Genomic DNA, 22,611 nt, shown 5'->3' with positions numbered 1-22,611 from the left:
GAGCGGTTTTCTCTCATTTGTCTGTTTCTTACTCAAGGAGTGAATCTTCGTTTGTATAAGCATGTTCTACCTTACAAATTCGGGTTGTATAGGATTCATACCAATCTTTTTTTCCTTTTTTTTGAACACGCTGATGTGCTGTATGTGCTTTCCATTCTTTGATGGCTGTTAATGAATCCCAGTAAGAGACAGTGATTCCAACACCATGTTCATCTCGTACACTTTCTATTCCAAGAAACCCGTCTAGTTCTTTCGCTAATTCTTCCATTTTTTGAGCAGCCACGGCGTATTCTTTCTGCTCGACATTTGTTCGTTTTGATGTGAAAATCACGGCATAATAGGGTAGTGCAGGTGTTTGAGTAAACAGCATCTAGCAGAACCTCCTTTTGTCTATTCACATTATATATGAAAGATAGAGGGGCTCGTAGTCTTTTTGTTTTAATTTAAAAAAGTCCAAGGTGCTTTATGATTATTTATATTTCTGTAAAATCATCTTATAAACATTACCTTGTTCACTTTTCTGACATATTTTTCTTGTATAAAATAGAGTCGAATAAGATGAATAAGGGGGAATGAAAGTGATTCGATTTAAGAAAAAGAGTTTGCAAATTCTTGTTGCCCTTGCCTTAGTGCTAGGTTCAATAGCCTTCATCCAGCCGAAAGAAGCCAAAGCGGCTGAGCATAATCCGGTTGTAATGGTACACGGCATGGGTGGTGCGTCTTATAACTTTGCTTCGATCAAACGATACTTGGTATCACAGGGATGGGATCAAAACCAACTTTTTGCAATCGATTTCATAGACAAAACGGGCAATAACCTGAACAATGGCCCGAGGCTCTCTAGATTCGTCAAAGATGTACTAGCCAAAACGGGCGCCAAAAAAGTAGATATTGTGGCTCATAGTATGGGCGGTGCGAACACGTTATACTATATTAAGAACCTAGACGGCGGAGATAAAATTGAAAACGTCGTCACACTTGGTGGAGCGAATGGACTCGTTTCACTCAGAGCATTACCAGGCACCGATCCAAATCAAAAAATTCTTTACACTTCTGTCTATAGCTCAGCCGATCTCATCGTCGTCAACAGTCTCTCTCGCTTAATTGGCGCAAGAAACGTCCTCATCCACGGCGTTGGACATATCGGTCTATTAACCTCAAGCCAAGTCAAAGGCTATGTGAAAGAAGGATTGAATGGCGGAGGACAGAATACGAATTAAATCATGAAAAAAGACAGCGATTTGTGCTGTCTTTTTTGATGTCATGGTTATATAGGATCTGCTAGGTGTTGCAGAAGGTTTTTAGGAGGATAAAAGATGACGCAAAAACTCAAATATGCTTTCTTGGGCTACTTTCTCTATTTCCCATGTTCATTTCTGATCATCTATATGATCTGGATGGCAATCGTCAAATCAGTGCAATGGGCAGAAGTCATATCTAATTGTACATCCATCATTGGTATCTATTACTTAATAGCCAGTGTGTGGTTTGTCTTTTTACTGCAAAAACAGACAAAACATCGTACATAGCCAAATAAAAACATGTACAAATCAACCGCCATTCCTTACACTACATATAATGAACGAGAATCTTCGGAGGTGGGTATTTGTGCAACATCATCAAAAGGCTTTGATTATGGTTGATGTACAGAAAGCATTCGAGCACGAAAAATGGGGAGAACGGAATAATCTAGATGCAGAGAAGAATATCAGTCGTCTATTGACGTTTTGGAGAGAAAAAGGATGGACAGTCATTCATATTCAGCATACATCGGATCAGCCGCACTCCTTATTTCATCCAGCAAATGAAGGGCACTCCTTCAAAGAGATCGCTAAACCGCTAGATGAAGAAACGGTCATACAAAAGAAAGTCAACAGCAGCTTTATAGGTACAAACTTAGAGGAACAACTAAGATCAAACGAGATCAACACTGTTGTGATTGCTGGACTCACAACACCGCACTGCGTATCTACCACAACAAGAATGAGTGGAAACCTAGGCTTTGATACTTACCTCATGTCAGATGCAACAGCCGCCTTTGGACTCGCAGATCAAACCGGTACATACTATGATCCAGAAACGATCCATCGCCTTTCACTTGCAACACTGCATGACGAATTTGCGACTGTCCTGACAACAGAGCAGCTGATCACAAATTGGGCAAGCAAAAGCTCCTAGAATCATCTCTAGGAGCTTTTTGCTTGTTCATCCAGCGGCTGTTTTCGTTGTTCAATACTTGAGTAGATGAGATCAATTCCAATAAATAAGAAGCTGACAAAGAAAGATAAAATGAGTGTGCCGTGCTCCCAAATTGAGATATTTACTAGTTTTATGTAAAGGACATACTTAATCGAGAGGTGTAAAACGATCCAAGAACTGATCCACTCCAAAGCAAAAGTCAGCCATGAAGGGAATTTGAGTAAATAAGCCAGCCCTTTTCCTATGAAAAGAAGAAAAGGTGACCAAAAAACCACGATTCCACTCACCAATAAAGAGAACGAGATGAAAGAAAAAAATGAATCATATGTGATGTAATCTCCAAAAAGATAGTTTATCCCTAAAGCGACGATGCACAGCATGACACTTGGAACAGCGATCACGAGGCAAAGAGAAAAATAAAGCAGTAATATGAACGATATCGTAGCCAGTAGGTTTGGTGGTGCATCTATGACCTGCTTTTTTCTTAAAAGAGAATAGGCGAAAATAGACAAGAAAAAGAGAACGAAAATCATGACTATGGTAAAAAACATGGAATTCCTCCAGCTTAGTGAGTTAGAAAAAAACCTCTATCATCATTGTAACAATAGACAAACGGCAGCTAAATGATATTTTTTTCCTATAGTTGCATGTGGGAATGACAATCACGTAATGAAGCGTGAAGGTGGTTATGCTGCAAAGAAAGGTTTTTAAATATGGAAGGTAACTTCCAATGTTTTCATGAATAATAGAGAGCGTACAAATTTACGGCGTACTCAATGGTGGTCTTGGCTAAATCCCCTTGAAAGGGGGTGCAGCCTATGTCAACTTTTCAAGCGTTGTCCCTTATGTTTTTATTTGGGATGTTTATACTTGCTTTGTTGACGTATATAGACAAAAAGAAATAGACCACCCTTTGAGCCTAGACAACTTGTAGGGTAGGTCCATTTATTGTGTACCTTCTAGCCAGCTCACTTTGAGCCAAGCATTTGTGCATTGCCGGGATGTGACAGCATCCTGGCTTCTTTTAATTTACGCTACATCTATTTGTATTATAACATAAAAAGGATTTTGTTAAACACTGTCATACATCCACTCTCATCTAGTTAGGTGTTAGAACATGATAGAATACAAACAAAAAACCCTAGAAATCCTTGAACAATCAAGGTCTCTAGGGTTTGTTTGATCACTCTCTGAGAGAGTCATGAAATTAACGAGAGTAGAACTCAACGATTAGTTGTTCGCTGATTTCAGGCGCTAATTCAGAACGCTCTGGAAGACGAGTGAAAGTTCCTTCAAGCTTTTCAGCATCGAAAGTAAGGTATTCAGGTACGAAGTTGTTCACTTCAACTGATTCTTTCACAACTGCAAGGTTTTGAGATTTCTCACGAAGAGCAATCGTTTGACCTGGTTTCACAGAGAAAGATGGGATATCTACACGGCTTCCATCAACAAGGATGTGACCATGGTTTACTAGCTGACGAGCTTGGCGGCGCGTACGAGCAAGGCCAAGACGGTATACTAGGTTGTCAAGGCGAGTTTCAAGAAGGATCATGAAGTTTTCACCTTGTTTACCAGGAAGTTTAGCAGCTCTGTCAAATAGTGTACGGAATTGACGTTCGTTGACACCGTACATGTGACGAAGCTTTTGCTTCTCTTGTAATTGTAAACCGTATTCAGATAGTTTTTTGCGTTGTCCTGGACCATGTGGGCCTGGAGCGTAAGGGCGTTTTTCAAGTTCCTTACCTGTTCCGCTTAATGAAATGCCTAAACGGCGGGAAATCTTCCAACTTGGACCTGTATAGCGAGCCATAATGTGACTCCTCCTTATTGTTTTTATTTGTGAAAAATAAAAACCGTCTGTTCTTTGTCTTTTCCGTCATTATGTTTTCATGCATCCTCGCTCCAGCAGCAGGGAGTTACAAGATGCACCTCCATATAGAAGGAACAAAATGATACAAAAAAGCCGAACAAAAAGGCTGCCATATTTCACACAAACTCTATTATATGACGCCAGATAGGAGAAGTCAACCTATTTAAAGAGGAGAATGTCAAACACGGCCGGCTTTTACCGAGAAAGAAAGCAAAACAAAAAAGCAGACACATTGTCTGCTTTTCAAGCATCATGACGCATCAGTAGAGGCTGATAACGCATTTTGGAGAACCTCTGTAAATTGAACTAAGTACGTTTCATCCACTTCATTGAAACGATCTTTCACTGGACTGTCAATATCGAGTACCCCAATGATTTGTCCATTTACTTTAAGTGGGATCACAATTTCAGATTGCGATGCTGCATCACATGCAATATGACCAGGGAATGCATGGACATCAGCGATACGCTGTACATCACCTGTCGCAAATGCTGTACCGCAAACCCCTTTTCCAGAAGGAATGCGTACACATGCGGGCAGTCCGTTGAATGGACCAAGCACAAGTTCTCCGCCTTTTGCTAAATAAAATCCTGCCCAATTGACTTCAGGAAGCGAGTGATAAAGCAGCGCCGCAGCATTGGCTAGGTTGGCAATGAGATCAGGTTCACCATCCGTAATCGCTTCTACTTGCTTGATGAGTAATTGATAGTCTTTCGATGGATCACCAGACTGTTTTTCGACATGAAACATGAAAATCTCCTACTTTCTATCTCAAAAATACATAACTTGCGCTTCGCATGTGGGATTTGTCGAGCAATGATTAAAGGAACTTCCGCCTTCACCTTGAAGTATGTACACATGAAGAGGGGTGAGCGGATGAAAACATCAACAACCGTGCAAACAAAAGACCGTATTATTGAAGCTGCCATCAGACTTTTTAACCAAAAAGGATTTTCTGGAACCTCTGTCCGTGAGATTGCGAAGGAAGCAAACGTCAACGTTGCCCATATATCTTATTACTTTCAAGGAAAAGGAGGGCTGCTCGAGCAACTCGTATCCGATTTTTATGAAGGCTATATTCAGATGATTGAATCGCACATCCAGCACATGGAAACCCGTCATGCAAAAGAATGTTTACTTCATGTGGTTTTTGATATTTTATCTTATCAGCATGAAAATCGTCAATTAACCCGTTTCGTTTATCGAGAGGTGACCATTGATTCAACGCTGATCAGGGAAATCATGTCCACCTATTTAACAAAGGAAAAATACTTGTTTCAGCTCATCATTGAAAAAGGAAAAAGCACCCATGTGATTTGTAAGCAGCTGTCACTCTCATCATTTATGATCCAGCTAAAATCACTTCTGATGATGCCATATTTACAGCCGCAATATTTAACAGAGGTGCTTTATATCAACCCAAATGAGCCTTACTTTTATCAAACGTACTATAAGGAACTGAGCCGGTCGCTTCATCATCTGTTAGAACCAAACGAACCCGCACTTGATCCTCACCTGAAACTCATGATGTCTTCAAATTGATCATACGCATACCCGAGATCTTCCGCTTGATGGGCATCAGACCCGAATATGAGCGGAATTTTTTTCTGTTTTGCAAGATCGATCATCCATTGATCTAAATAGATACTTCTGGCATATGTTTTACGAAGACCTGATGTATTAAAATCTAAGGACATGCCTTTTTTTGCCGTTTCTTCAAGACAAAGGGTGACCCTTTGACATAGTTCTGGCGACATTTCGTATGGAAAAAGCTGTTTGAATTTCTGGACAAGGGTGATATGACCGATTCTCTTTGGCTTATATGGACCTAAAGATGATAGAATAGAAGAATGAATTTGGTCATAGTAGCTTTGATAGACGTGTTCGGTGCTGCCATAGATGCTGATCAGCTGCTTGAAGGCGTGCTCATCAAAATCAAGACAAATATAATCATTGCCAGCAGGAAGAAAGTGAACAGATAAAATGCTATCGTCTAGTTCAGGGCCGTAGCAGTCTAAAAAGGCACTTGTTTCCTCTTCATACTCTTTGATATAGTCGACCTCAAGCCCAGTTTTTACTATTAACTGTCCTTTGTATTCCTGTTTCAGCTGATCCAGCTTCGTCAAATAGGCTTCAAGGTCTCGAAGCTTCATGGCGCTATCCTGCTCAGGCGTTGGATCTCGAAACGAAGGAGGCAGCGGGGCATGCTCGGTAAAGGTGATGGAATCAAATCCCTTTTTCATTGCTTTTTCAATATAAGAATGAAAAGGATCAAGCGTACCGTGCGGGCAAAATGGCGTATGTAAATGTGCATCTTGTTTCAACATGTCGTCACCTCTTGTCGATATTTTGAAAAACGTCATGTTTATCAGCGAAAATAATGAAAAATCATGACCAAAAATGCTGGTTACATGGTATCATAATAACAATGAAAACGACAGCTTCCGCATACATAAAAACAGGTCACATCAATACATGTGATCAAATGATAGAAAGCCTGAATGACTTTCTTGAAAAAACATACATAAAACCGTGAATGGATCGTATTGGGAAAAATACAATCCTGCTTATAAAAAACAAATGCAAAGCGGACACGAAAGGGTTCTCAGGTCTACTCGGGACACTACCCTGACATCACTTAGATCACAACAAGGGGGCTCATTATGGAGTTTATCATCGGTTTAATTGTCATTTTGCTTGCTTTGTTTTCAGTCGGTTATTTCCTCAGAAAAAATATATATAAAGAGATTGACCGATTGGAAGCATGGAAAATTGAAATTTTAAACAGATCAATTGTAGAAGAAATTTCAAAAATCAAACATTTAAAAATGACCGGAGAAACAGAGCAGTTTTTTGAAAGATGGCGTGCAGAGTGGGACGATATCGTCACAGCCCATCTTCCAAAGGTAGAGGAGCTATTATATGATGCAGAGGAGTATTCTGATAAATATCGATTCTCCAAAGCGAAGCAAGTTCTTGCACATATAGGAGATCTGCTCACCGCTGCTGATTCAAACATCGAAGACATTTTAAAAGAGATTGCAGACCTTGTCACAAGTGAAGAGCAAAACCGAAAAGACATCGAGAAGGTCAAAGAGCAATATCAAACGGTACGAAAAAATCTACTTGCTTACAGCCATTTATACGGCACCCTTTATGACAAAATGGAGCAGGACTTAGATGAGGCCTGGGAAGGGATCAAGCAGTACGAGGAAGAAACAGAAAACGGAAACTACATGACAGCAAGGAAAATTTTGCTTGAGCAAGACCGCAGACTCGATCAGCTGCAATTATATATCAATGATGTACCGAAGCTCATCGCAGACTGCAAACAAACGGTGCCAGGTCAGCTGACGAAGCTGAAAGACGGTTATAAAGAAATGACAGACAAAGGCTACAAGCTAGAGCACATCCAGATCACAAAAGAGCTGGAGAACTTGAATAAACAGCTGACCCGGGCGGAGAAACTGCTGATTGATGAACTCAACTTAGATGAAGCATCAAGCATTCTGCAAATGATTGATGATGCGATTCAGACGCTGTATGATCAGTTAGAAGCAGAAGTAGAAGCAGGTCAGGAAATCAAGAGCAAAATGCCTGAGCTGACCGAAGCATTTGAAAAACTTGAACAAGACCACACGCAGACAAAGGCAGAAACGGCTCTTGTGAAAGAAAGCTACAAGCTGACAGCGGGAGAGCTGGATCAGCAGAAAGCCTTCGAAAAACGATTAGAAGAAATTGAAAAGCTCATGAAGCAAATACGAGAGAAGCTTGATCGTGACCATGTCGCATACACATTATTAATGGATGAAATCAATCAGCTTGAGACCTTTATTGAGGAAGCCAAAACGCTTCATGAAGCGTTTAAAGATCACCTTCAATCGTTACGAAAAGAAGAATTACAGGCAAGAGAAACATTGGCTGAACTTAAAACCATGCTGACAGATACAGTGCGCCAGCTGCACAAAAGCAACATTCCAGGTGTACCTGCTGACATCAAAGACCGTGCTGAAAAAGCGCAGGAGATGATTCAGCAAGTGCAGGAGCAGCTAGAGAATTTGCCGCTGAATATGCCAGCAGTGAACCAGCAATTAAAAGAAGCCTCTGAAACAGTCAGACAAGTGGTTGATGAAACACATGACATGCTTCGTAAAGTGGATCAAATTGAACGGATTATACAATACGGCAACCGGTTTAGAAGTCAAAACCACATTCTTTCAGAGCAATTAAAAGAGGCAGAACGAAGATTTTATGCCTATGATTACAACGGTTCATTTGATGTGGCAGCAGCTGCTGTCGAAAAAGCATCACCTGGAGCCGTTCAGAAGCTTTTAACTCAGCAAGAAAAAGAATATCAGCATCAATAAAAAAGCTGAAGTCCATTTTGGGACTTCAGCTTTTTCCATGTTATGAAGCTTGCTTTTGGCGTTCTTCTGAAGCAGAAGAAGTGAATAGAGAGATAACAAATCCAATCACGATTCCGAGTATGGCAGGTACAATCCAGCCAATGCCAAGGTCATATAGCGGCAAGATCGTTTGAAAGAGATCTTTCACAGGACCAATCGGCAGTTTCGCCGCTGCTAAGCCGTCAAACAGACTGACGCAGCCAGTTAAAATCAAAGTAAGGACATACACAGGTCTTCTATGACCAAGCCATTTGTCAGCAAGTGATAAGACGATAATCACAATCGCTAACGGATAAATCGCAGTTAAAACAGGTACTGAAAAAGCGATAATATGAGCAAGTCCAAAATTTGAAATGATAAAACTGAATAATGTCACAAGCGTCACAACTGTTTTATAAGAAAGCTTAGGTAATAACTTTGAGAAATACTCTCCGCACGAAGTCACGAGACCGATACTTGTTGTTAAACAAGCAACCGTAATCGCAGCACCTAACACAATATTTCCTAAACTGCCAAAAAGGAATTGTGAAGACTGAGCCAAGATTTTACTGCCATCTCCAACAAAACCAATGGCGTGTGTACTTGAAGCGCCTAAATACGCAAGTGATAAATAAACAAATGTTAATCCGCAAGCTGCAATCAGACCTGCTTTGATACAAGCAGATGTGAGTGCTTTTTTACTTGTTACACCACGTCCTTTAATGGCGTTGATGACAACAACCCCAAACACAATAGATGCAAGAGCGTCCATGGTTTTATAGCCTTCTAAAAACCCTTTGAAAAATGATCCATTGCTATAGGACACATCAGGTGTGCCAATGACGCCCATTGGTGTCAAAATGGCTTTGACGATAATAATCAAAATGATCGTAAATTTAATCGGTGTTAACACTTTCCCTACACGATCCACAATTTTCGTTGGATTTAGTGCAAGATAATACGTAATACCAAAAAAGGCCAGTGTAAATAAAAGAAGTGAGAGCCAAGCTGGTACACCAGCTAAAAAGGGTAGTGCACCAATTTCATATGAAACCGTTCCTGTACGAGGAATAGCGAAAAGTGGCCCGATGGATAAATATAAAATGACGGTAAACGCTGTTCCAAAAGCTGGGTGAGCTTTATCAGCTAATCCTTTCGCATCTCGACCTGTCAAAGCGATTGCAATAATCCCTAGAAGAGGTAAACCGACACCTGTTAATAAAAATCCGCCCATTGCTTTCCACACATTTTGCCCAGCATATTGCCCAAGCTCTGGTGGATAAATCATATTACCGGCGCCGAAGAATAGAGCAAACAGCATAAAACCTATGATAACCGTATCTTTCGTCGACAAAGTTGCCTTCATTGCATTTAAAGCCTCCATTATTATGTTGAAATATTCTGTTAATTAGTTGCTAGGTAACCGTTCATCATTAACAATCACTAATTATAAAGGATGTACGCCTGATGTCAACATGTGTTTTCGTACAAAAGTCATGAATTTTTCTATTTTAGTATATGAAGAACAATAAAAAAACATCCCCTTCTTCTTTGGAAGGGGATGTTTTGGCTTGTGATGATTATGAGGCAAGTTGCTTTGGTGGGCTGGTAAACATGGAAATAAGTACACCAATCAGAGCACCGATAATAGCTGGTATGATCCAGCCAATGCCTAAATCGTAAAACGGAACAATTGATTTCAAGATGCCAGGCAATCCGCCTAGATTCACTTTGGCAGCTAATAATCCATCAGTGATGGCAAAGAAACCAGTAAAGATGAGAGAAGTGATATAAATGACTCTTCTGCCGTTAATCCAGCGGTCAAGGAACGATAATAAAATAATGACAATGGCCAGTGGATAGATCGCTACGAGTACAGGCACCGACAGAGAAATGATTTGTGCCAGTCCGAGGTTTGCAACGAATGTGCTAAATAAAGAAACAATTAGAACGACAGTACGATAAGAAAGTGCTGGGAAGAGCTTTGAAAAGTATTCTCCACAAGATGAAATAAGTCCAACACTAGTCGTTAAACAAGCGAATAAAATGGCTGCGCCAAGAACAATGTTACCAGCAGAACCGAATAAAAAGTTGGCAGAAAGTGAAAGCAGTTTGCCGCCATCATTTGCTCCAACCATTCCCGTGGCATCGGGGCTTGAAGCACCCACATAAGCAAGTGAAATGTACACGAGTGCCAGTCCAACAGCTGCTACGATTCCTGCCTTAATACAAGCTGCTGCAAGAGATTTTCGCTCTGTGATGCCTCTGTCCTTAACAGCTGTCACCACGACGATTCCAAATACGATAGAAGCAAGTGCATCCATTGTTTTATAGCCTTCTAAAAATCCAGTGAAAAGCGGATTTGCCTCATATGTTTTATCTGGAGCACCGATCATTCCCATTGGCGTAGCAATGGCTTTAATGACAATAATAGCAATAACAGTTAATAAGATCGGTGTCAAAATTTTACCAATACGATCAACCAGCTTTGAAGGATTTAACGCAAGCAAGTATGAAATAGTGAAAAACACTACGGTAAAGATGAATAGTGGTACCCATGAAGTGGCTTGGGCACCTGAGAGAAATGGAGCTAATCCAATCTCATACGAAACCGTACCAGTTCGCGGAATGGCGAAAAATGGTCCAATGGATAAATACAGAATAACGGTAAAGATAGTCCCGAATTTAGGGTGTGCTTTATCGGCAAGACCTTTGGCGCCGGTACCTGTAAGGGCGACAGCAATAACCCCTAATAGTGGAAGACCTACGCCTGTAAGTAGGAATCCGCCGATGGCAAGCCATACGTTTTCACCAGCATATTGTCCAAGAACAGGCGGGAAAATCATATTTCCTGCACCAAAGAATAATGCAAAAAGCATTAGTCCAATAGCCAATGTCTCTTTTATACTTAAACTATTATTCAAAATAGTCCCTCCTCAATCAGTGTATTGTGTCAAATTTAAATATTCTGACAATTTAGGTGTTTATATGACAATTGCACTATGGATGATATAGTGAAAATAAAAAGTTGTCAACTGCCATTTTCAGAAAATTCTCTGTCTGACTTCATTATGGTAACATATAAATGCATTTATTTTTTAAGTTTTTTTGTAAGGAGTTTAAGATATGATTTATCTTGATAATAGTGCTACAACAAAGCCTTATCCAGAGGTTTTACAAGTACATCAGCAAGTGAGTGAGCGTTTTTTTGGGAATCCGTCTTCGCTGCATCAACTTGGAATTGATGCGAGCCGTCTATTAAGTGAAACGCGAAAACAAATCCTTCACTATACAGGTTTTACACAATATGAGATTATTTTTACTTCAGGTGCAACAGAAGCAAATAACATTGCCATCAAAGGGGCTGCTCTTGCCAAGATGAACCGAGGCAGACATATTGTCACAACAGCGATTGAGCATCCATCTGTCATCGAATCGTTTGAACAGCTGAAAACATTATTTGGCTTTGATATTTCCTATATTCAAGTAAATGAGCATGGCCGTGCAGATATGACGCATTTAAAAGAAGTGCTTCGCCCTGATACAGTGCTTGTCAGTCTCATGCATGTAAACAATGAAACAGGCGCGATTCAGCCGATAGAGGAAGCGGCCAGCATCATTCGGAAGTATGCCAAAGAGGCGATTTTTCATGTTGACGGCGTACAAGGAATTGGCAAGGTTCCGCTGCCTAAAGAGATGGATATTGATCTTTTAACGATGTCAGGCCACAAGATTCACGGCCTGAAGGGAACAGGTGCCCTCTTTTTAAAGAGAGAGATCGTACTTGCACCTTTTATCACAGGAGGAGAGCAAGAACTAGGCCTTCGCTCAGGGACTGAGAACCCTGCTGGAGCTGTCAGTTTAGCAAAAGCCATAAAGCAATCATTTGAATATTTAAACAAGCATCATGATGAGATGATCGCCTTAAAAACGGAGCTAGAGCAGCAGCTTGGAAAGATAGAAGGCGTCGTCATAAACACACCGCTGACGCATAGCGCACCGCACATTGTGAATTTTTCAGTGCCAGGTATTCAGATCGAAGTCCTTCTGCATATGCTCGAAAAAGAAGGCATTTACGTTTCGACAACGTCTGCTTGTTCTGCTAAGAAAAAGGAACCAAGCCGTGTCCTGCTCGCGATGGGAAAATCAGAAGAAGCAGCCAAAAGCAGCATGAGAATCAGTTTGACATATGGACAAGGACCAGAGCTAGCGCCACAAATCATCACATCGATCGCACAAAGTGTGAAAAAATTAAAAGGAATGAGATAACAACATGAAGTATGACCATATTTTAGTCCGTTTTGGTGAGATTTCAACAAAAGGGAAAAATAGAAAGAAATTTATCGAAAAACTAAGACAGCATATCCGGTTTGTATTAAAAGACTTTGAAGCATTAAAGTATGCATCTGACAGAGACCGCATTACGATCATGCTAAACGGAGAAGATCCTGAACCGATTTCAGAACAGCTTAAAGGTGTATTTGGCATTCAAAGCTTTAGCCTGGCTGTGAAATGTGAGACAAATCTTGATGCCATCAAAGAAGCGGCACTCTCAGCGGTTCAGGAAGTGTATAAACAAGGAAATACATTTAAGGTCTCAACGAAACGCTCTTATAAACAATTTGAGCTTGATTCAAATGAAATGAACCGAGAAATTGGTGGACATGTTTTAAGGAATACAGACAACTTAACCGTTAATGTGAAACAGCCAGATGTTCACTTGCGAATTGAAATAAGAGAACACGCGACGTACATTACATTTAAAGATGTAAAAGGTGCAGGCGGACTGCCAGTTGGTTCAAGTGGAAGAGCGATGCTGATGCTCTCTGGCGGTTTTGACAGCCCAGTGGCCGGCTATCAGGCAATGAAACGAGGCATTCAAATTGAAGCTGTTCATTTCTTTAGCCCACCTTATACAAGTGAACGTGCCAAGCAAAAGGTCATTGATCTAGCGGAATGCTTAGCTGCCTATGGAGGCGAAGTCAAGCTTCACATCGTTCCTTTTACGAAAATCCAAGAGCTCATTCACAAACAAGTACCAGAAAACTATACGATGACTTCAACGAGAAGAATGATGCTCAAAATTGCAGATAAAATAAGAGCCAAGCGTGATGCGCTTGCCATTATTACAGGGGAAAGCCTTGGTCAAGTGGCAAGTCAGACACTTGAAAGCATGTATGCCATTAATCATGTCACAAACACACCGATCATTCGCCCGCTGATTGCCGTGGATAAGAATGACATTATCGAAGAAGCGAGACGAATTGGCACATATGAGACAAGCATTCAGCCATTTGAGGATTGCTGCACGATCTTTACGCCGCCATCTCCAAAAACAAAACCAAAGCTTGAAAAAGTAGAACGCTACGAAAGCTTTGCTGAATTCGAGCCAATGCTTGATGAGGCAGTGGAGCAGATCGAAACAATCGTTGTCACAAATGAAAAGAAAGCAGCTGACAAATTCGCTGATTTATTCTAAATAAAAAATTTCATAATAATTACCATAAAATCAATCGCATGAAGTCATGTGTTTCTACACATTCTATATTCACAAGGAGGTGAGAACACATGGCTCAACAAAACAGACAAAGCAGTTCTAATCAATTAGTCGTTCCAGGCGCTGCACAAGCGATCGACCAAATGAAGTACGAAATCGCTTCAGAATTTGGCGTAAACCTTGGACCAGAAACAACAGCTCGCGCTAACGGATCAGTTGGTGGAGAAATCACTAAGCGTCTTGTATCTTACGCTCAACAACATATGGGTGGCGGATCTTTCTAAGACACACAATTAAAAAGCTATGGCTTATGAGCGGGTTCATTCCCGCTCTTTTTTTGTACATAAATTGTTAGAATATTTTTAAAAAAGAAGACGAAATGAAAAAATTATGGCATAATACTAGGAGTAGGTCCTAATTCAAGCATTTTTCAGTTATGAGTGTTAGAATAGGTAAATTGAAACATGATTCGTTTCATAGAAAGAGGCTAAAAGGAGCTGTACCATGAAAAGAGAAGACTTAATTGCACCAGAACAATATAACTTAGTCAGTGAGATTGAAGCGTTCAGTCATGACCAGAAGAAAATCGCCCTGCACTGGCAGGACGGAAATGGCCATGAAGCACATGTGACATATGCAGCATTAGTGGAAGAGGCGAATAAAATTGGTCATGTTCTATTAAATGCAGGCTTTAAAAAAGGCGATAAAATCATTGTGATGGTGCCTCGTATGCTAGAGGCATACAGCATTTATTTAGCCATTCTAAAAACAGGAATGGTTGTGATTCCTTGTTCAGAAATGCTTCGCGCTAAAGATATAGATTACCGAATTGAACATGCAGAAGCAAAAGGAGCGATTGTTTACGCATCATTCATTCAATCGTTTGAAGGAACCAACCAGCCAAAAGATTTCAAAACATTCTCGATTGGTGAGAATGATCATGGCTGGACAAACATTGTTGCGCAAAAGGAAGAGCAGTCAAGCGAGTTGAAATTGGCAGACACAACACGTACAGACATGGCGTTTCTCTCTTATACATCAGGCACAACAGGTAACCCAAAAGGGGTTGTTCATACACATGGCTGGGCGTATGCACATTTACGTACTGCGGCCAAAGCATGGCTCTCCATTAATGAAGGGGATAAAGTATGGGCAACAGCAGGACCAGGCTGGCAAAAATGGGTGTGGAGTCCTCTCTTATCTGTTTTAGGAAGCGGAGCAGAAGGTTTTGTTTATGGAGGGAAATTTAATCCGAATACGTACTTAGAGCTGCTTCAAAAAAATGAAATCAATGTTCTATGCTGTACACCAACAGAATATCGATTTATGGCAAAAGTGGATGACCTCAGTCAGTACGAGCTACCCAAATTGCATAGTGCTGTTTCTGCGGGAGAGCCGCTCAACCGTGAAGTCATCGATACGTTCAAAAAACATTTCGATATCGAAGTGCGAGATGGTTACGGGCAAACAGAAAGCACGCTGCTAGTCGGGGTGCTGAAAGGAATGGACATCAAGCCAGGTAGCATGGGCAAACCAACACCTGGAAATGAAGTAGAGATCATTGATGAGAATGGCCAGATCTGTGCTCCAGGAGAAATAGGTGACATTGCCGTTCATCTTGAAACGCCGGCTTTATTCAAGGAATACTACAAAGATGCAGAGCGTACAAAGGCGCAGCGCCGCGGGGATTACTTTATTACCGGTGACCGTGCGAAAAAAGATGAAGACGGGTATTTTTGGTTTGAAAGCCGCAGGGATGACATCATTGTCAGCTCAGGTTATACAATTGGTCCATTTGAAGTCGAAGATGCACTGATTAAGCACCCAGCAGTGAAAGAATGTGCGGTTGTGGCAAGTCCAGATGAAATCAGAGGATCAATCGTGAAAGCATACGTCGTCCTGCGTGATGCATCTGCACAAAGCGATGAGCTGATTAAAGAGCTGCAAACACACGTGAAAAATACAACAGCACCGTACAAATATCCAAGAGAAATCGAATTCATTGACGAGCTACCAAAAACTCCGTCAGCGAAAATTCGACGTGTCGAGCTGAGAGAAAGAGAGCTTGCACGAAAATCATCATAACAGTAGAAACAATAAGCGTCTGGATGGAAAATCATCCAGCGCTTTTTTTATTGGACAAATCAAATATGTAAAATTCGTTCATGATGTTTTATGTTAAAATGTGTAAGGATGACTTGAAAAGGAGAATGTTCTGAAAATGTCGATTGCGATAATTCATGGGATTGTGCTTGCCTTTGGTCTTATTTTACCTTTGGGCGCACAAAATGTATTTGTATTTCAGCAAGGAGCCCTTCAGCCTCGATTATATCGCGTACTGCCTGTGGTCATTACAGCTGCTCTCTGCGACACACTTTTAATTACTTTAGCTGTCATTGGGGTTTCGGTTGTTGTACTCACCATTCCTATCTTGCAAATGGGTCTTTTTATCATTGGATTTTTCTTTTTACTTTATATGGGTTGGTCGGTTTGGAACACGAGCTCCGCAACAGGTAATCAAGAAACGATAGACCTGATGCCTGTGAGAAAACAAATCATATTTGCCTGTTCCGTTTCACTTTTAAATCCTCACGCGATTCTCGATACAATAGGAGTGATAGGAACGAACTCTCTTCAATATCATGGGGCGGAAAAGGTGGCATTTACCGCAGCCTGTATCATTGTCTCGTGGTTATGGTTTATGGGTCTTGCCCTTCTCGGGAAAATGTTAGGAAAGCTAGATACAAACGGCAAGTGGATGAACCGGATCAATAAAGCCTCTGCGGTCATGATCTGGCTGGTTGCATTATATATCGCCTATCAGCTTATTGGATAAAGGATACATAGAGCAAAAGAGACGTGATGCATGAAAATGAGTGCTGAACATGTCATGGGAAAAAGCGTTGGATGGAAAACATCTGGCGCTTTTTTGTTGACTACTATCTCGGTAGAAGCTTCAGTTACATCCTGTTCATTTTTATCAGACATGCTGACGGTTCAATTACCTGGAGGAAATGATCAAAATAGAATGTATGCTACACTATAAAAATGTATTTTATTGGATGTGGAGGTTTTCAAATGGCTCATAAAGAACAGCGTAAAGGGGCAGTGCTTGCTGTCTTTGATACATTGACGTTTGGTGTACCAGTCTTGTTGTGGAATTTATATAAGAATACGAATAAAACATTGAAGCTGATGATCCCGATTATTCCAATAGTAGGTTTCATCACGTATCTTTTAGCATCTCTTTACTAATGTGTTCAAAAATCATTTGCATGAGCGATACGCTCATGCTTTTTTCATTCGATCATTTTTTGAAGATGGTTTGATTTAATAGACGAAGAGCTTGTACGATATCATCCATTTGATTTTGGTCAGAGGAAGAAAGGCTGTCCATGAGCATGGATTCAATTTGTTGAAATGCTTTGTCCATACACGCACGACCTTTTTTAGACAGCATAATGACATGTTTTCGCTTGTCATCTTTATCTGCTTGTCTATCAATGAATTGTTTTTCGTGAAGCTTTTTCAATTCTCTGCTGACATTCGGAAGAGACATGTGCTGACAATCGGCGATTTCACTAGGTGTTAGCGGCTCACTGACGGCTAACTGCTCCAGAATCAAATATTGTAGAGTGGTTAGATCAGATGGTTTGATCTTGCTCATCATAGAATGTTTCAGCTCAGAAAAAGTAGAAGCAAATGTGACAAACTCTTTGAAAAAATGTGGGTTTTTCATCATTTTTCACCTCCTACGTACCATACCAAATTTGTTATTAAAAAACAATTATCATTTGACAACTAAAAAAGAGAGGCGTATGCTTTTTATTATCAAATGATAACTAAAGGAGACAAGCCATGAATGTACTCATTATTTATACTCACCCCCATCACAATAGTTTAAATGGTGCTTTTTTTAAAGAAATCCTAAAGGGCAGTGAAGAAAATCCAAACGTTCAAGAAGTGAGAATCATAGATTTATACCAAGACAAATTTGATCCTGTACTTATTTTTAATGAAGAGAAAAAAAGACGTGATATGCATAAGGACCCTGAGATTCAAGAATATCAAGAGAAAATCAAATGGGCAGACAACATCGTGTTTGTTTATCCGATTTGGTGGGGGCGGCCGCCAGCCATGCTGCTTGGTTTTATTGATCGCATGTTTGCAGCGAATTTTGCTTACCGTCAAACAGGCGGGCTGCTTCCAGAAGGCTTGTTAAAAGGAAAGAGGGCTGTATGTGTATCGACAATGCAAGGACCGACCCACTACCCTTTCTTCTTTTTGCAAAATGCCCACAAGGTGTTAATGAAACGAGCTCTTTTGCAATATGTAGGGATTAAGCCGGTGAAGTTCTTTGAATTTGGCATGATGGAAAGTCCGAAAGGGAAGCATGACGTGAAATTAAAACGGATATACAACTATTTTCGGAATATATCAGCTCATAAAACCACATTCCTTGAGTCACTTTTCTTCTAATTTGAACCTGTTATGTCTTAAAATGACAGAGAGGGTGAGTGACTCATTCTCTTTATTTGAAAAGGGGGATATGGATGAAGAAAACATTGTTTAAAGATGCGGCTCTTATCACACTTGATCCATCTTTAGGTTTTCTGGAGAAGGGAGATCTATTAATTGAAGGGGCACATATTTTAGAAGTCGGACCTTCGATTGAAGTAAGCGGTGCTGATGTTGTGGATGCGTCTGACATGGTCATCATGCCAGGGCTTGTGGATACCCATCGTCATGTGTGGCAGTCTGTCATACGGGGAATCGGAACAGATTGGTCTTTGCAAACGTATTTGAGCAAAATTTATTATGGCAACTATGGGGCGATGAGACGTCCATCAGATGATCGAATTGCTAATTATTTAGGCGCATTAGAGGCATTAGATGCAGGAGTAACCACGTTTTTCGACTGGACGATGATCAATTCTATGGATCATACAGAAGAACTCATTGGAGGTTTAAAAGATGCGGGTATTCGAGCGGTCTTTGGTTTTGGTACCTCTGGAGATGCAGCGTATTGGGACAGAGAGAGTACGCTCACGAATATGGAAGACGCAGCCCGCGTGAAACAAAAACATTTTCAATCATCGGATCAGCTGTTGACGATGGGACTTGCCATTCGTGGACCTGAATTTTCTTCATGGGAGACGACCGTCTTTGAAATTGAAACAGCGAGATCACTAGATGCATTATGCAGTATGCACATTGGCTTTGGAAATTGGGGAGCAGCGGATCGATCGATTGAGCGGCTTCATCAAGCAGGGCTGCTCGGGCCTGATTTGAATATGGTGCATATCAATGCAATTGATGCAGATCAAATGAAGATGTTAGCTGACAGCGGAAGCTCCATCTCTATTACACCTGAGATTGAAATGATGATGGGACACGGATATCCTGTCACAGGGCTCGCCATTGAAAATGGCGTTCTGCCAACGCTTGGTGTAGATGTGGTGACAGCGACAGGCGGAGATTTATTTACCCAAATGAAATTCGGACTACAGGCGGAGCGGGCGATTCAAAATCAATCTTTATTGATGGAAGGGACGATGCCAGGGCCTGAACTTGGATTGTCTGCACAGCAAATGCTTGAAGCAGCCACAATAAACGGGGCTCGTGCCTTGAAGCTTGATGACAAAATCGGCTCACTCACACCTGGAAAAGAAGCTGATTTTATCTTAATTGATCGGACAAGCATGAATCTTCTTCCGATGACAGATCCAGCTGGGGCAGTTGTGCAAACGGCACACCCTTCAAATGTTGATTCTGTCTATGTGGCTGGAAAAGCAGTGAAACAAAATGGGAAGCTAGTTGGAGTGAACGTAGAAGAGATCAAACAAAAAGCTTATGCGGCAAGAGATCATATTTTATCGCATCAGTTTGAATCAACAAAATGACGTGCAATATCCCCATAGGCCACTGCCTATGGGGAATACTTTACAACGATTCTTTAATGACTTTTTTATAATATTGGACAGATAGGAATCCGAAGACGGAGTATAAAACGGTATAAATCGCCATGACAATCAGCATAGGTGTCCACAGTTCGCTGCCAAATAAAAACCAGCCAGATTGTACAGCAAAGTAGCTGTGCAAGAGCCCGACGAGAAGCGGAATGCCAAAGTTGAAAAGCTGTTTGAGCCGAATGCCTTTTAAGAGATCTGTCTCCGTAAAACCAAGCTTACGCAGAATCGTGTATGAGCTTTGTTCCTCTTCGCTCTCATTCATCTGTTTGAAGTATAAAATACAGCCTGATGTCACAAGGAAGCTGAGGCCTAAAAATCCGACTACAAACATCATCAGTCCGATGGTTTGTTTTTGCTGCTGAGTGGTAGCAAATCTAGACATGCTTTCATCACTCAATTTCACAGACATAAAGACGTCATTGGCTTGTTCAACTTTTCCTTCATCTTTTATATTGATCGCAATATATTGGTTATTCTCACGCTGCAGCTTAGGGTCTTTGTTTTGATCAAGCTGCTCAAAGACGTTTTGACTGACGACAGCAACAGGTAGGCCGCCAAAAGTAAACTGGTAAGAGATTAAATGATCCTTTTTCATATCAATTACTTTTAAATCAATTGGTTTTTTTATTAAAAGTTTCACATCACCAGAGCTTTTAATCGGCATGAATTTTTTCAATATATCATTGTAGCCACTTAACATGACTTCGTTGTTCTCTACATGAATATTTGGTACGTTTTTCTCGCTGATCACAGGTAGTGTCAAGACTCCTGGAGCTTTATTCACACTGCTTAACTTTGTATCGATGATCTGATTTGCATCAAAATCGGCTTGAATGACCTCGAACTGCTTTTTCTCATAGGCAATATGCTGATTAGAAAGTGCACGAGTGAATGTGCCAGCATCTTTCTCTGATCCCATGACAAAATGTGCTGGAATTTGCTGTTCAGCTGTTTTTTCTGCTGAGTAGTAGGAAATATAGCTGAGTGATAACAAACCGATGGCAAGTGCAGATACGGTAGTAATAATCGTTAACAGCAATGCATTTGATTTTAAACGGAACATGATCGACGATAAAGACAAGACTTCATGAATGGCAAGGTAGCCATTTTTTCTTTTTCGTACGATATTGGCAATGAATGAAACAGAGCCTTTATAGAACAGGAAAGTACCAATAATGACAGAAGCTAAAATATAGATCATGGCTAAAGATAACGAAAACATCGATGTGTATGAGCCACTAAAAAGCTGAGAAGAAATGTAATAGCCTGAGCTGATAAAGGCAATGCCTAGAACCCCGATGATGATTTCAAAGACAGAGATTTTTTTAATACGCTGCTCTGTAGAAGAGGTTGTTCTAAACAAAGCTAAGATCGTTTGCTTCTGAATAAAACGTCTATTTCTTAGCATGATGACAACATAAATCAAGAGAAACACGATGATTGTTTGCAAAAGAGCCGTGCCAGAAAAATGAAGATTGGCAATTGCATGAACACCTGTCACTTTAAATAGAACCATCAGCATCAGCTTTGAACCGATAAATCCGGCCAATATTCCAATAGCCATCGAAATCATATAGAGGATAAAATTTTCTGCATGGAGCAGCTTGGCAATTTTTTGTTTCGTCATTCCAATGAGCTGCAAGAGACCGATTTCTTTTCCTCTACGTTTGATGAAAATGCTATTTGCATATAAAAGGAAGATGCCGACGATGGCGATCAGCAGAATAGAAGCGGCTTTAATGGACGCACCGCCTTTAATAGACCCTTTCACATCATCAAGTGCTGGTGAATACTGCAAGGTGACAAAGGAAAAATAGAGCGCCACACTAAATACAAGTGCAAACACGTATAAATAGTAATTTTTTAAGTTTTTCTTCAGATTGCGGAAGACGAGCTGATTAATGTTCATGCTTCACACCGCCTAAAACACCTTGCGTTTTCATAATATCCTCGAAAAACATCTTTCTCTCTAATGTGCCTTTATTCAATTGTGTATAGATCTGTCCATCTTTGATAAAAATCACTCGTCTTGAATAACTGGCTGCAACAGGGTCATGCGTCACCATGACAATGGTTGCTTTGCGCTTGTGATTGAATTCTTGCAGCTTGTTCAGTAAGTCAGACGCAGATTTGGAATCAAGTGCTCCAGTTGGTTCATCAGCAAAAATGAGGCTTGGTTCGTGAATAAAGGCACGTACCGCAGATGTCCGTTGCTTTTGTCCCCCAGACAGTTCATTTGGATATTTGTCTCTTAGTTCATAAATCCCCATATCCTCTGCAAGCTGTTGAAAGCGTTCAAAAGCTTCTTTTTTAGGCGTTTTGGAGATGGATAATGGCAAGAGGATGTTCTCTTTAACTGTGAGTGTATCAAGTAAGTTATAATCCTGAAAAACAAAGCCAAGCTGTTTCTTTCTAAATTCAGCGAGCTGCTGATCTTTCATTTGCGTCATTTCTGCATCTGCGATCCGAATCGATCCGCTGGACACATGATCAATCGATGACAATACGTTCAAAAGGGTCGTTTTCCCCGAGCCTGATGGCCCCATGATGCTGACAAATTCTCCAGCTTCTATCGTCAAATCAATGCCTTTCAGCACCTCTTGTTTATTGAATTTATTTCCATAGCTTTTATATAACTTGCGAGCTTCTAAAATGTTCATCTGTCGAACCCCTTTTTTATTTAATTG

24 protein-coding genes are annotated in these 22,611 nt (G+C 40.7%); 14 read left to right on the top strand and 10 right to left on the bottom strand.

Annotation, left to right across the window (positions count from 1 at the left end):
- Window positions 1–28 precede the first annotated feature (28 nt).
- On the bottom strand, window positions 29–370 hold the full coding sequence (locus AC0VYC_RS13510; protein ID WP_178896951.1) for an antibiotic biosynthesis monooxygenase family protein: 342 nt from the start codon (window positions 368–370) through the stop codon (window positions 29–31).
- 202 nt (window positions 371–572) lie between these two features.
- On the opposite strand from AC0VYC_RS13510, the gene AC0VYC_RS13505 reads away from it, so the two are divergent.
- The 3 genes from AC0VYC_RS13505 (at window position 573) to AC0VYC_RS13495 (ending at window position 2,178) form a co-directional block, all read left to right on the top strand.
- On the top strand, window positions 573–1,220 hold the full coding sequence (locus AC0VYC_RS13505) for an esterase/lipase family protein (RefSeq protein ID WP_041092577.1): 648 nt from the start codon (window positions 573–575) through the stop codon (window positions 1,218–1,220).
- A gap of 96 nt (window positions 1,221–1,316) precedes the next feature.
- Window positions 1,317–1,529, top strand: coding sequence for a hypothetical protein (locus AC0VYC_RS13500; protein WP_039170275.1), 213 nt, complete (start codon window positions 1,317–1,319; stop codon window positions 1,527–1,529).
- Window positions 1,530–1,578: 49 nt separating this feature from the next.
- On the top strand, window positions 1,579–2,178 hold the full coding sequence (locus tag AC0VYC_RS13495; RefSeq protein WP_475388666.1) for a cysteine hydrolase family protein: 600 nt from the start codon (window positions 1,579–1,581) through the stop codon (window positions 2,176–2,178).
- Window positions 2,179–2,186: 8 nt separating this feature from the next.
- Here AC0VYC_RS13495 and AC0VYC_RS13490 read toward each other — a convergent pair whose 3' ends face one another.
- Complete coding sequence (locus AC0VYC_RS13490) at window positions 2,187–2,750, bottom strand: hypothetical protein (RefSeq protein WP_058337279.1); 564 nt, start codon at window positions 2,748–2,750, stop codon at window positions 2,187–2,189.
- 267 nt (window positions 2,751–3,017) lie between these two features.
- Here AC0VYC_RS13490 and AC0VYC_RS13485 point away from each other — a divergent pair, with 267 nt between their 5' ends.
- Window positions 3,018–3,104, top strand: coding sequence for a putative holin-like toxin (locus tag AC0VYC_RS13485; RefSeq protein ID WP_017358303.1), 87 nt, complete (start codon window positions 3,018–3,020; stop codon window positions 3,102–3,104).
- Window positions 3,105–3,406: 302 nt separating this feature from the next.
- Here the strand turns inward: AC0VYC_RS13485 and rpsD are convergent, their stop codons facing one another.
- Window positions 3,407–4,009, bottom strand: coding sequence for a 30S ribosomal protein S4 (gene rpsD, locus AC0VYC_RS13480; RefSeq protein WP_007501777.1), 603 nt, complete (start codon window positions 4,007–4,009; stop codon window positions 3,407–3,409).
- 310 nt (window positions 4,010–4,319) lie between these two features.
- Entirely contained in the window at window positions 4,320–4,820 is a 501-nt protein-coding gene (locus AC0VYC_RS13475) for a GAF domain-containing protein (RefSeq protein ID WP_041092574.1), read from the bottom strand.
- Window positions 4,821–4,946: 126 nt separating this feature from the next.
- Here AC0VYC_RS13475 and refZ point away from each other — a divergent pair, with 126 nt between their 5' ends.
- Complete coding sequence (refZ, locus tag AC0VYC_RS13470) at window positions 4,947–5,612, top strand: forespore capture DNA-binding protein RefZ (protein ID WP_008343081.1); 666 nt, start codon at window positions 4,947–4,949, stop codon at window positions 5,610–5,612.
- Here refZ and hisJ read toward each other — a convergent pair.
- Window positions 5,582–6,397, bottom strand: a complete 816-nt coding sequence (hisJ, locus tag AC0VYC_RS13465) for a histidinol-phosphatase HisJ (RefSeq protein ID WP_047945281.1) — start codon at window positions 6,395–6,397, stop codon at window positions 5,582–5,584. The genes refZ and hisJ overlap by 31 nt on opposite strands.
- A gap of 336 nt (window positions 6,398–6,733) precedes the next feature.
- Between hisJ and ezrA the strand changes: the two genes are divergently transcribed.
- A complete protein-coding gene (gene ezrA / locus AC0VYC_RS13460) occupies window positions 6,734–8,437 on the top strand; it encodes a septation ring formation regulator EzrA (RefSeq protein ID WP_475388664.1) in 1,704 nt (567 codons plus the stop codon).
- Window positions 8,438–8,477: 40 nt separating this feature from the next.
- Here ezrA and brnQ (AC0VYC_RS13455) read toward each other — a convergent pair whose 3' ends face one another.
- Entirely contained in the window at window positions 8,478–9,821 is a 1,344-nt protein-coding gene (brnQ, locus tag AC0VYC_RS13455; protein ID WP_039170261.1) for a branched-chain amino acid transport system II carrier protein, read from the bottom strand.
- Window positions 9,822–10,035: 214 nt separating this feature from the next.
- Window positions 10,036–11,379: a branched-chain amino acid transport system II carrier protein gene (gene brnQ, locus AC0VYC_RS13450; protein WP_144667149.1), complete on the bottom strand. Its 1,344-nt coding sequence runs from the start codon at window positions 11,377–11,379 to the stop codon at window positions 10,036–10,038.
- 202 nt (window positions 11,380–11,581) lie between these two features.
- On the opposite strand from brnQ (AC0VYC_RS13450), the gene AC0VYC_RS13445 reads away from it, so the two are divergent.
- From AC0VYC_RS13445 to AC0VYC_RS13420, 6 genes are all read left to right on the top strand, one after another.
- Entirely contained in the window at window positions 11,582–12,724 is a 1,143-nt protein-coding gene (locus AC0VYC_RS13445; protein WP_138278876.1) for a cysteine desulfurase family protein, read from the top strand.
- Between the two features lie 4 nt (window positions 12,725–12,728).
- Window positions 12,729–13,934: a tRNA uracil 4-sulfurtransferase ThiI gene (thiI, locus tag AC0VYC_RS13440; protein WP_024718686.1), complete on the top strand. Its 1,206-nt coding sequence runs from the start codon at window positions 12,729–12,731 to the stop codon at window positions 13,932–13,934.
- An 89-nt stretch (window positions 13,935–14,023) separates the two neighbouring features.
- Window positions 14,024–14,236, top strand: a complete 213-nt coding sequence (locus AC0VYC_RS13435; RefSeq protein WP_003216385.1) for an alpha/beta-type small acid-soluble spore protein — start codon at window positions 14,024–14,026, stop codon at window positions 14,234–14,236.
- A gap of 220 nt (window positions 14,237–14,456) precedes the next feature.
- The gene (gene mbcS / locus AC0VYC_RS13430; RefSeq protein ID WP_249855654.1) at window positions 14,457–16,037 is read left to right on the top strand and encodes an acyl-CoA synthetase MbcS; all 1,581 of its coding nucleotides are present in this window, start codon (window positions 14,457–14,459) and stop codon (window positions 16,035–16,037) included.
- Between the two features lie 136 nt (window positions 16,038–16,173).
- Window positions 16,174–16,788 (top strand): LysE/ArgO family amino acid transporter, encoded by a 615-nt coding sequence (locus tag AC0VYC_RS13425; RefSeq protein ID WP_025207793.1) that lies wholly within the window; start codon window positions 16,174–16,176, stop codon window positions 16,786–16,788.
- Window positions 16,789–17,030: 242 nt separating this feature from the next.
- A complete protein-coding gene (locus tag AC0VYC_RS13420; protein WP_008356320.1) occupies window positions 17,031–17,207 on the top strand; it encodes a hypothetical protein in 177 nt (58 codons plus the stop codon).
- 52 nt (window positions 17,208–17,259) lie between these two features.
- Here the strand turns inward: AC0VYC_RS13420 and AC0VYC_RS13415 are convergent, their stop codons facing one another.
- On the bottom strand, window positions 17,260–17,694 hold the full coding sequence (locus AC0VYC_RS13415; RefSeq protein WP_427243333.1) for a MarR family winged helix-turn-helix transcriptional regulator: 435 nt from the start codon (window positions 17,692–17,694) through the stop codon (window positions 17,260–17,262).
- 116 nt (window positions 17,695–17,810) lie between these two features.
- Here AC0VYC_RS13415 and AC0VYC_RS13410 point away from each other — a divergent pair, with 116 nt between their 5' ends.
- On the top strand, window positions 17,811–18,431 hold the full coding sequence (locus AC0VYC_RS13410; protein ID WP_427243331.1) for an NAD(P)H-dependent oxidoreductase: 621 nt from the start codon (window positions 17,811–17,813) through the stop codon (window positions 18,429–18,431).
- A 74-nt stretch (window positions 18,432–18,505) separates the two neighbouring features.
- Window positions 18,506–19,855 carry an amidohydrolase family protein gene (locus tag AC0VYC_RS13405; RefSeq protein ID WP_025207791.1) on the top strand — a complete coding sequence of 450 codons (1,350 nt, stop codon included), beginning with the start codon at window positions 18,506–18,508 and terminating at the stop codon, window positions 19,853–19,855.
- A 40-nt stretch (window positions 19,856–19,895) separates the two neighbouring features.
- On the opposite strand, the gene AC0VYC_RS13400 is transcribed toward AC0VYC_RS13405, so the two are convergent.
- Window positions 19,896–21,833 (bottom strand): FtsX-like permease family protein, encoded by a 1,938-nt coding sequence (locus AC0VYC_RS13400; protein ID WP_427243329.1) that lies wholly within the window; start codon window positions 21,831–21,833, stop codon window positions 19,896–19,898.
- Complete coding sequence (locus AC0VYC_RS13395) at window positions 21,823–22,584, bottom strand: ABC transporter ATP-binding protein (protein ID WP_058337289.1); 762 nt, start codon at window positions 22,582–22,584, stop codon at window positions 21,823–21,825. The genes AC0VYC_RS13400 and AC0VYC_RS13395 overlap by 11 nt, the downstream gene beginning before the upstream one ends.
- Between the last annotated feature and the right edge of the window lie 27 nt (window positions 22,585–22,611).

The sequence above is a fragment of the Bacillus sp. iso_77 genome (assembly GCF_056173625.1).
The sequence above is the reverse complement of the archived record's forward strand: the minus strand, read 5'-3'. Positions and strand labels throughout refer to the sequence as shown.

Coding starts and splice junctions, on each gene's coding strand:
- AC0VYC_RS13510 (WP_178896951.1), bottom strand. CDS start 370: ATGCTGTTTACTCAAACACCTGCACTACCCTATTATGCCGTGATTTTC.
- AC0VYC_RS13505 (WP_041092577.1), top strand. CDS start 573: ATGAAAGTGATTCGATTTAAGAAAAAGAGTTTGCAAATTCTTGTTGCC.
- AC0VYC_RS13500 (WP_039170275.1), top strand. CDS start 1,317: ATGACGCAAAAACTCAAATATGCTTTCTTGGGCTACTTTCTCTATTTC.
- AC0VYC_RS13495 (WP_475388666.1), top strand. CDS start 1,579: ATGAACGAGAATCTTCGGAGGTGGGTATTTGTGCAACATCATCAAAAG.
- AC0VYC_RS13490 (WP_058337279.1), bottom strand. CDS start 2,750: ATGTTTTTTACCATAGTCATGATTTTCGTTCTCTTTTTCTTGTCTATT.
- AC0VYC_RS13485 (WP_017358303.1), top strand. CDS start 3,018: ATGTCAACTTTTCAAGCGTTGTCCCTTATGTTTTTATTTGGGATGTTT.
- rpsD (WP_007501777.1), bottom strand. CDS start 4,009: ATGGCTCGCTATACAGGTCCAAGTTGGAAGATTTCCCGCCGTTTAGGC.
- AC0VYC_RS13475 (WP_041092574.1), bottom strand. CDS start 4,820: ATGTTTCATGTCGAAAAACAGTCTGGTGATCCATCGAAAGACTATCAA.
- refZ (WP_008343081.1), top strand. CDS start 4,947: ATGAAAACATCAACAACCGTGCAAACAAAAGACCGTATTATTGAAGCT.
- hisJ (WP_047945281.1), bottom strand. CDS start 6,397: ATGTTGAAACAAGATGCACATTTACATACGCCATTTTGCCCGCACGGT.
- ezrA (WP_475388664.1), top strand. CDS start 6,734: ATGGAGTTTATCATCGGTTTAATTGTCATTTTGCTTGCTTTGTTTTCA.
- brnQ (WP_039170261.1), bottom strand. CDS start 9,821: ATGAAGGCAACTTTGTCGACGAAAGATACGGTTATCATAGGTTTTATG.
- AC0VYC_RS13445 (WP_138278876.1), top strand. CDS start 11,582: ATGATTTATCTTGATAATAGTGCTACAACAAAGCCTTATCCAGAGGTT.
- thiI (WP_024718686.1), top strand. CDS start 12,729: ATGAAGTATGACCATATTTTAGTCCGTTTTGGTGAGATTTCAACAAAA.
- AC0VYC_RS13435 (WP_003216385.1), top strand. CDS start 14,024: ATGGCTCAACAAAACAGACAAAGCAGTTCTAATCAATTAGTCGTTCCA.
- mbcS (WP_249855654.1), top strand. CDS start 14,457: ATGAAAAGAGAAGACTTAATTGCACCAGAACAATATAACTTAGTCAGT.
- AC0VYC_RS13425 (WP_025207793.1), top strand. CDS start 16,174: ATGTCGATTGCGATAATTCATGGGATTGTGCTTGCCTTTGGTCTTATT.
- AC0VYC_RS13420 (WP_008356320.1), top strand. CDS start 17,031: ATGGCTCATAAAGAACAGCGTAAAGGGGCAGTGCTTGCTGTCTTTGAT.
- AC0VYC_RS13415 (WP_427243333.1), bottom strand. CDS start 17,694: ATGATGAAAAACCCACATTTTTTCAAAGAGTTTGTCACATTTGCTTCT.
- AC0VYC_RS13410 (WP_427243331.1), top strand. CDS start 17,811: ATGAATGTACTCATTATTTATACTCACCCCCATCACAATAGTTTAAAT.
- AC0VYC_RS13405 (WP_025207791.1), top strand. CDS start 18,506: ATGAAGAAAACATTGTTTAAAGATGCGGCTCTTATCACACTTGATCCA.
- AC0VYC_RS13400 (WP_427243329.1), bottom strand. CDS start 21,833: ATGAACATTAATCAGCTCGTCTTCCGCAATCTGAAGAAAAACTTAAAA.
- AC0VYC_RS13395 (WP_058337289.1), bottom strand. CDS start 22,584: ATGAACATTTTAGAAGCTCGCAAGTTATATAAAAGCTATGGAAATAAA.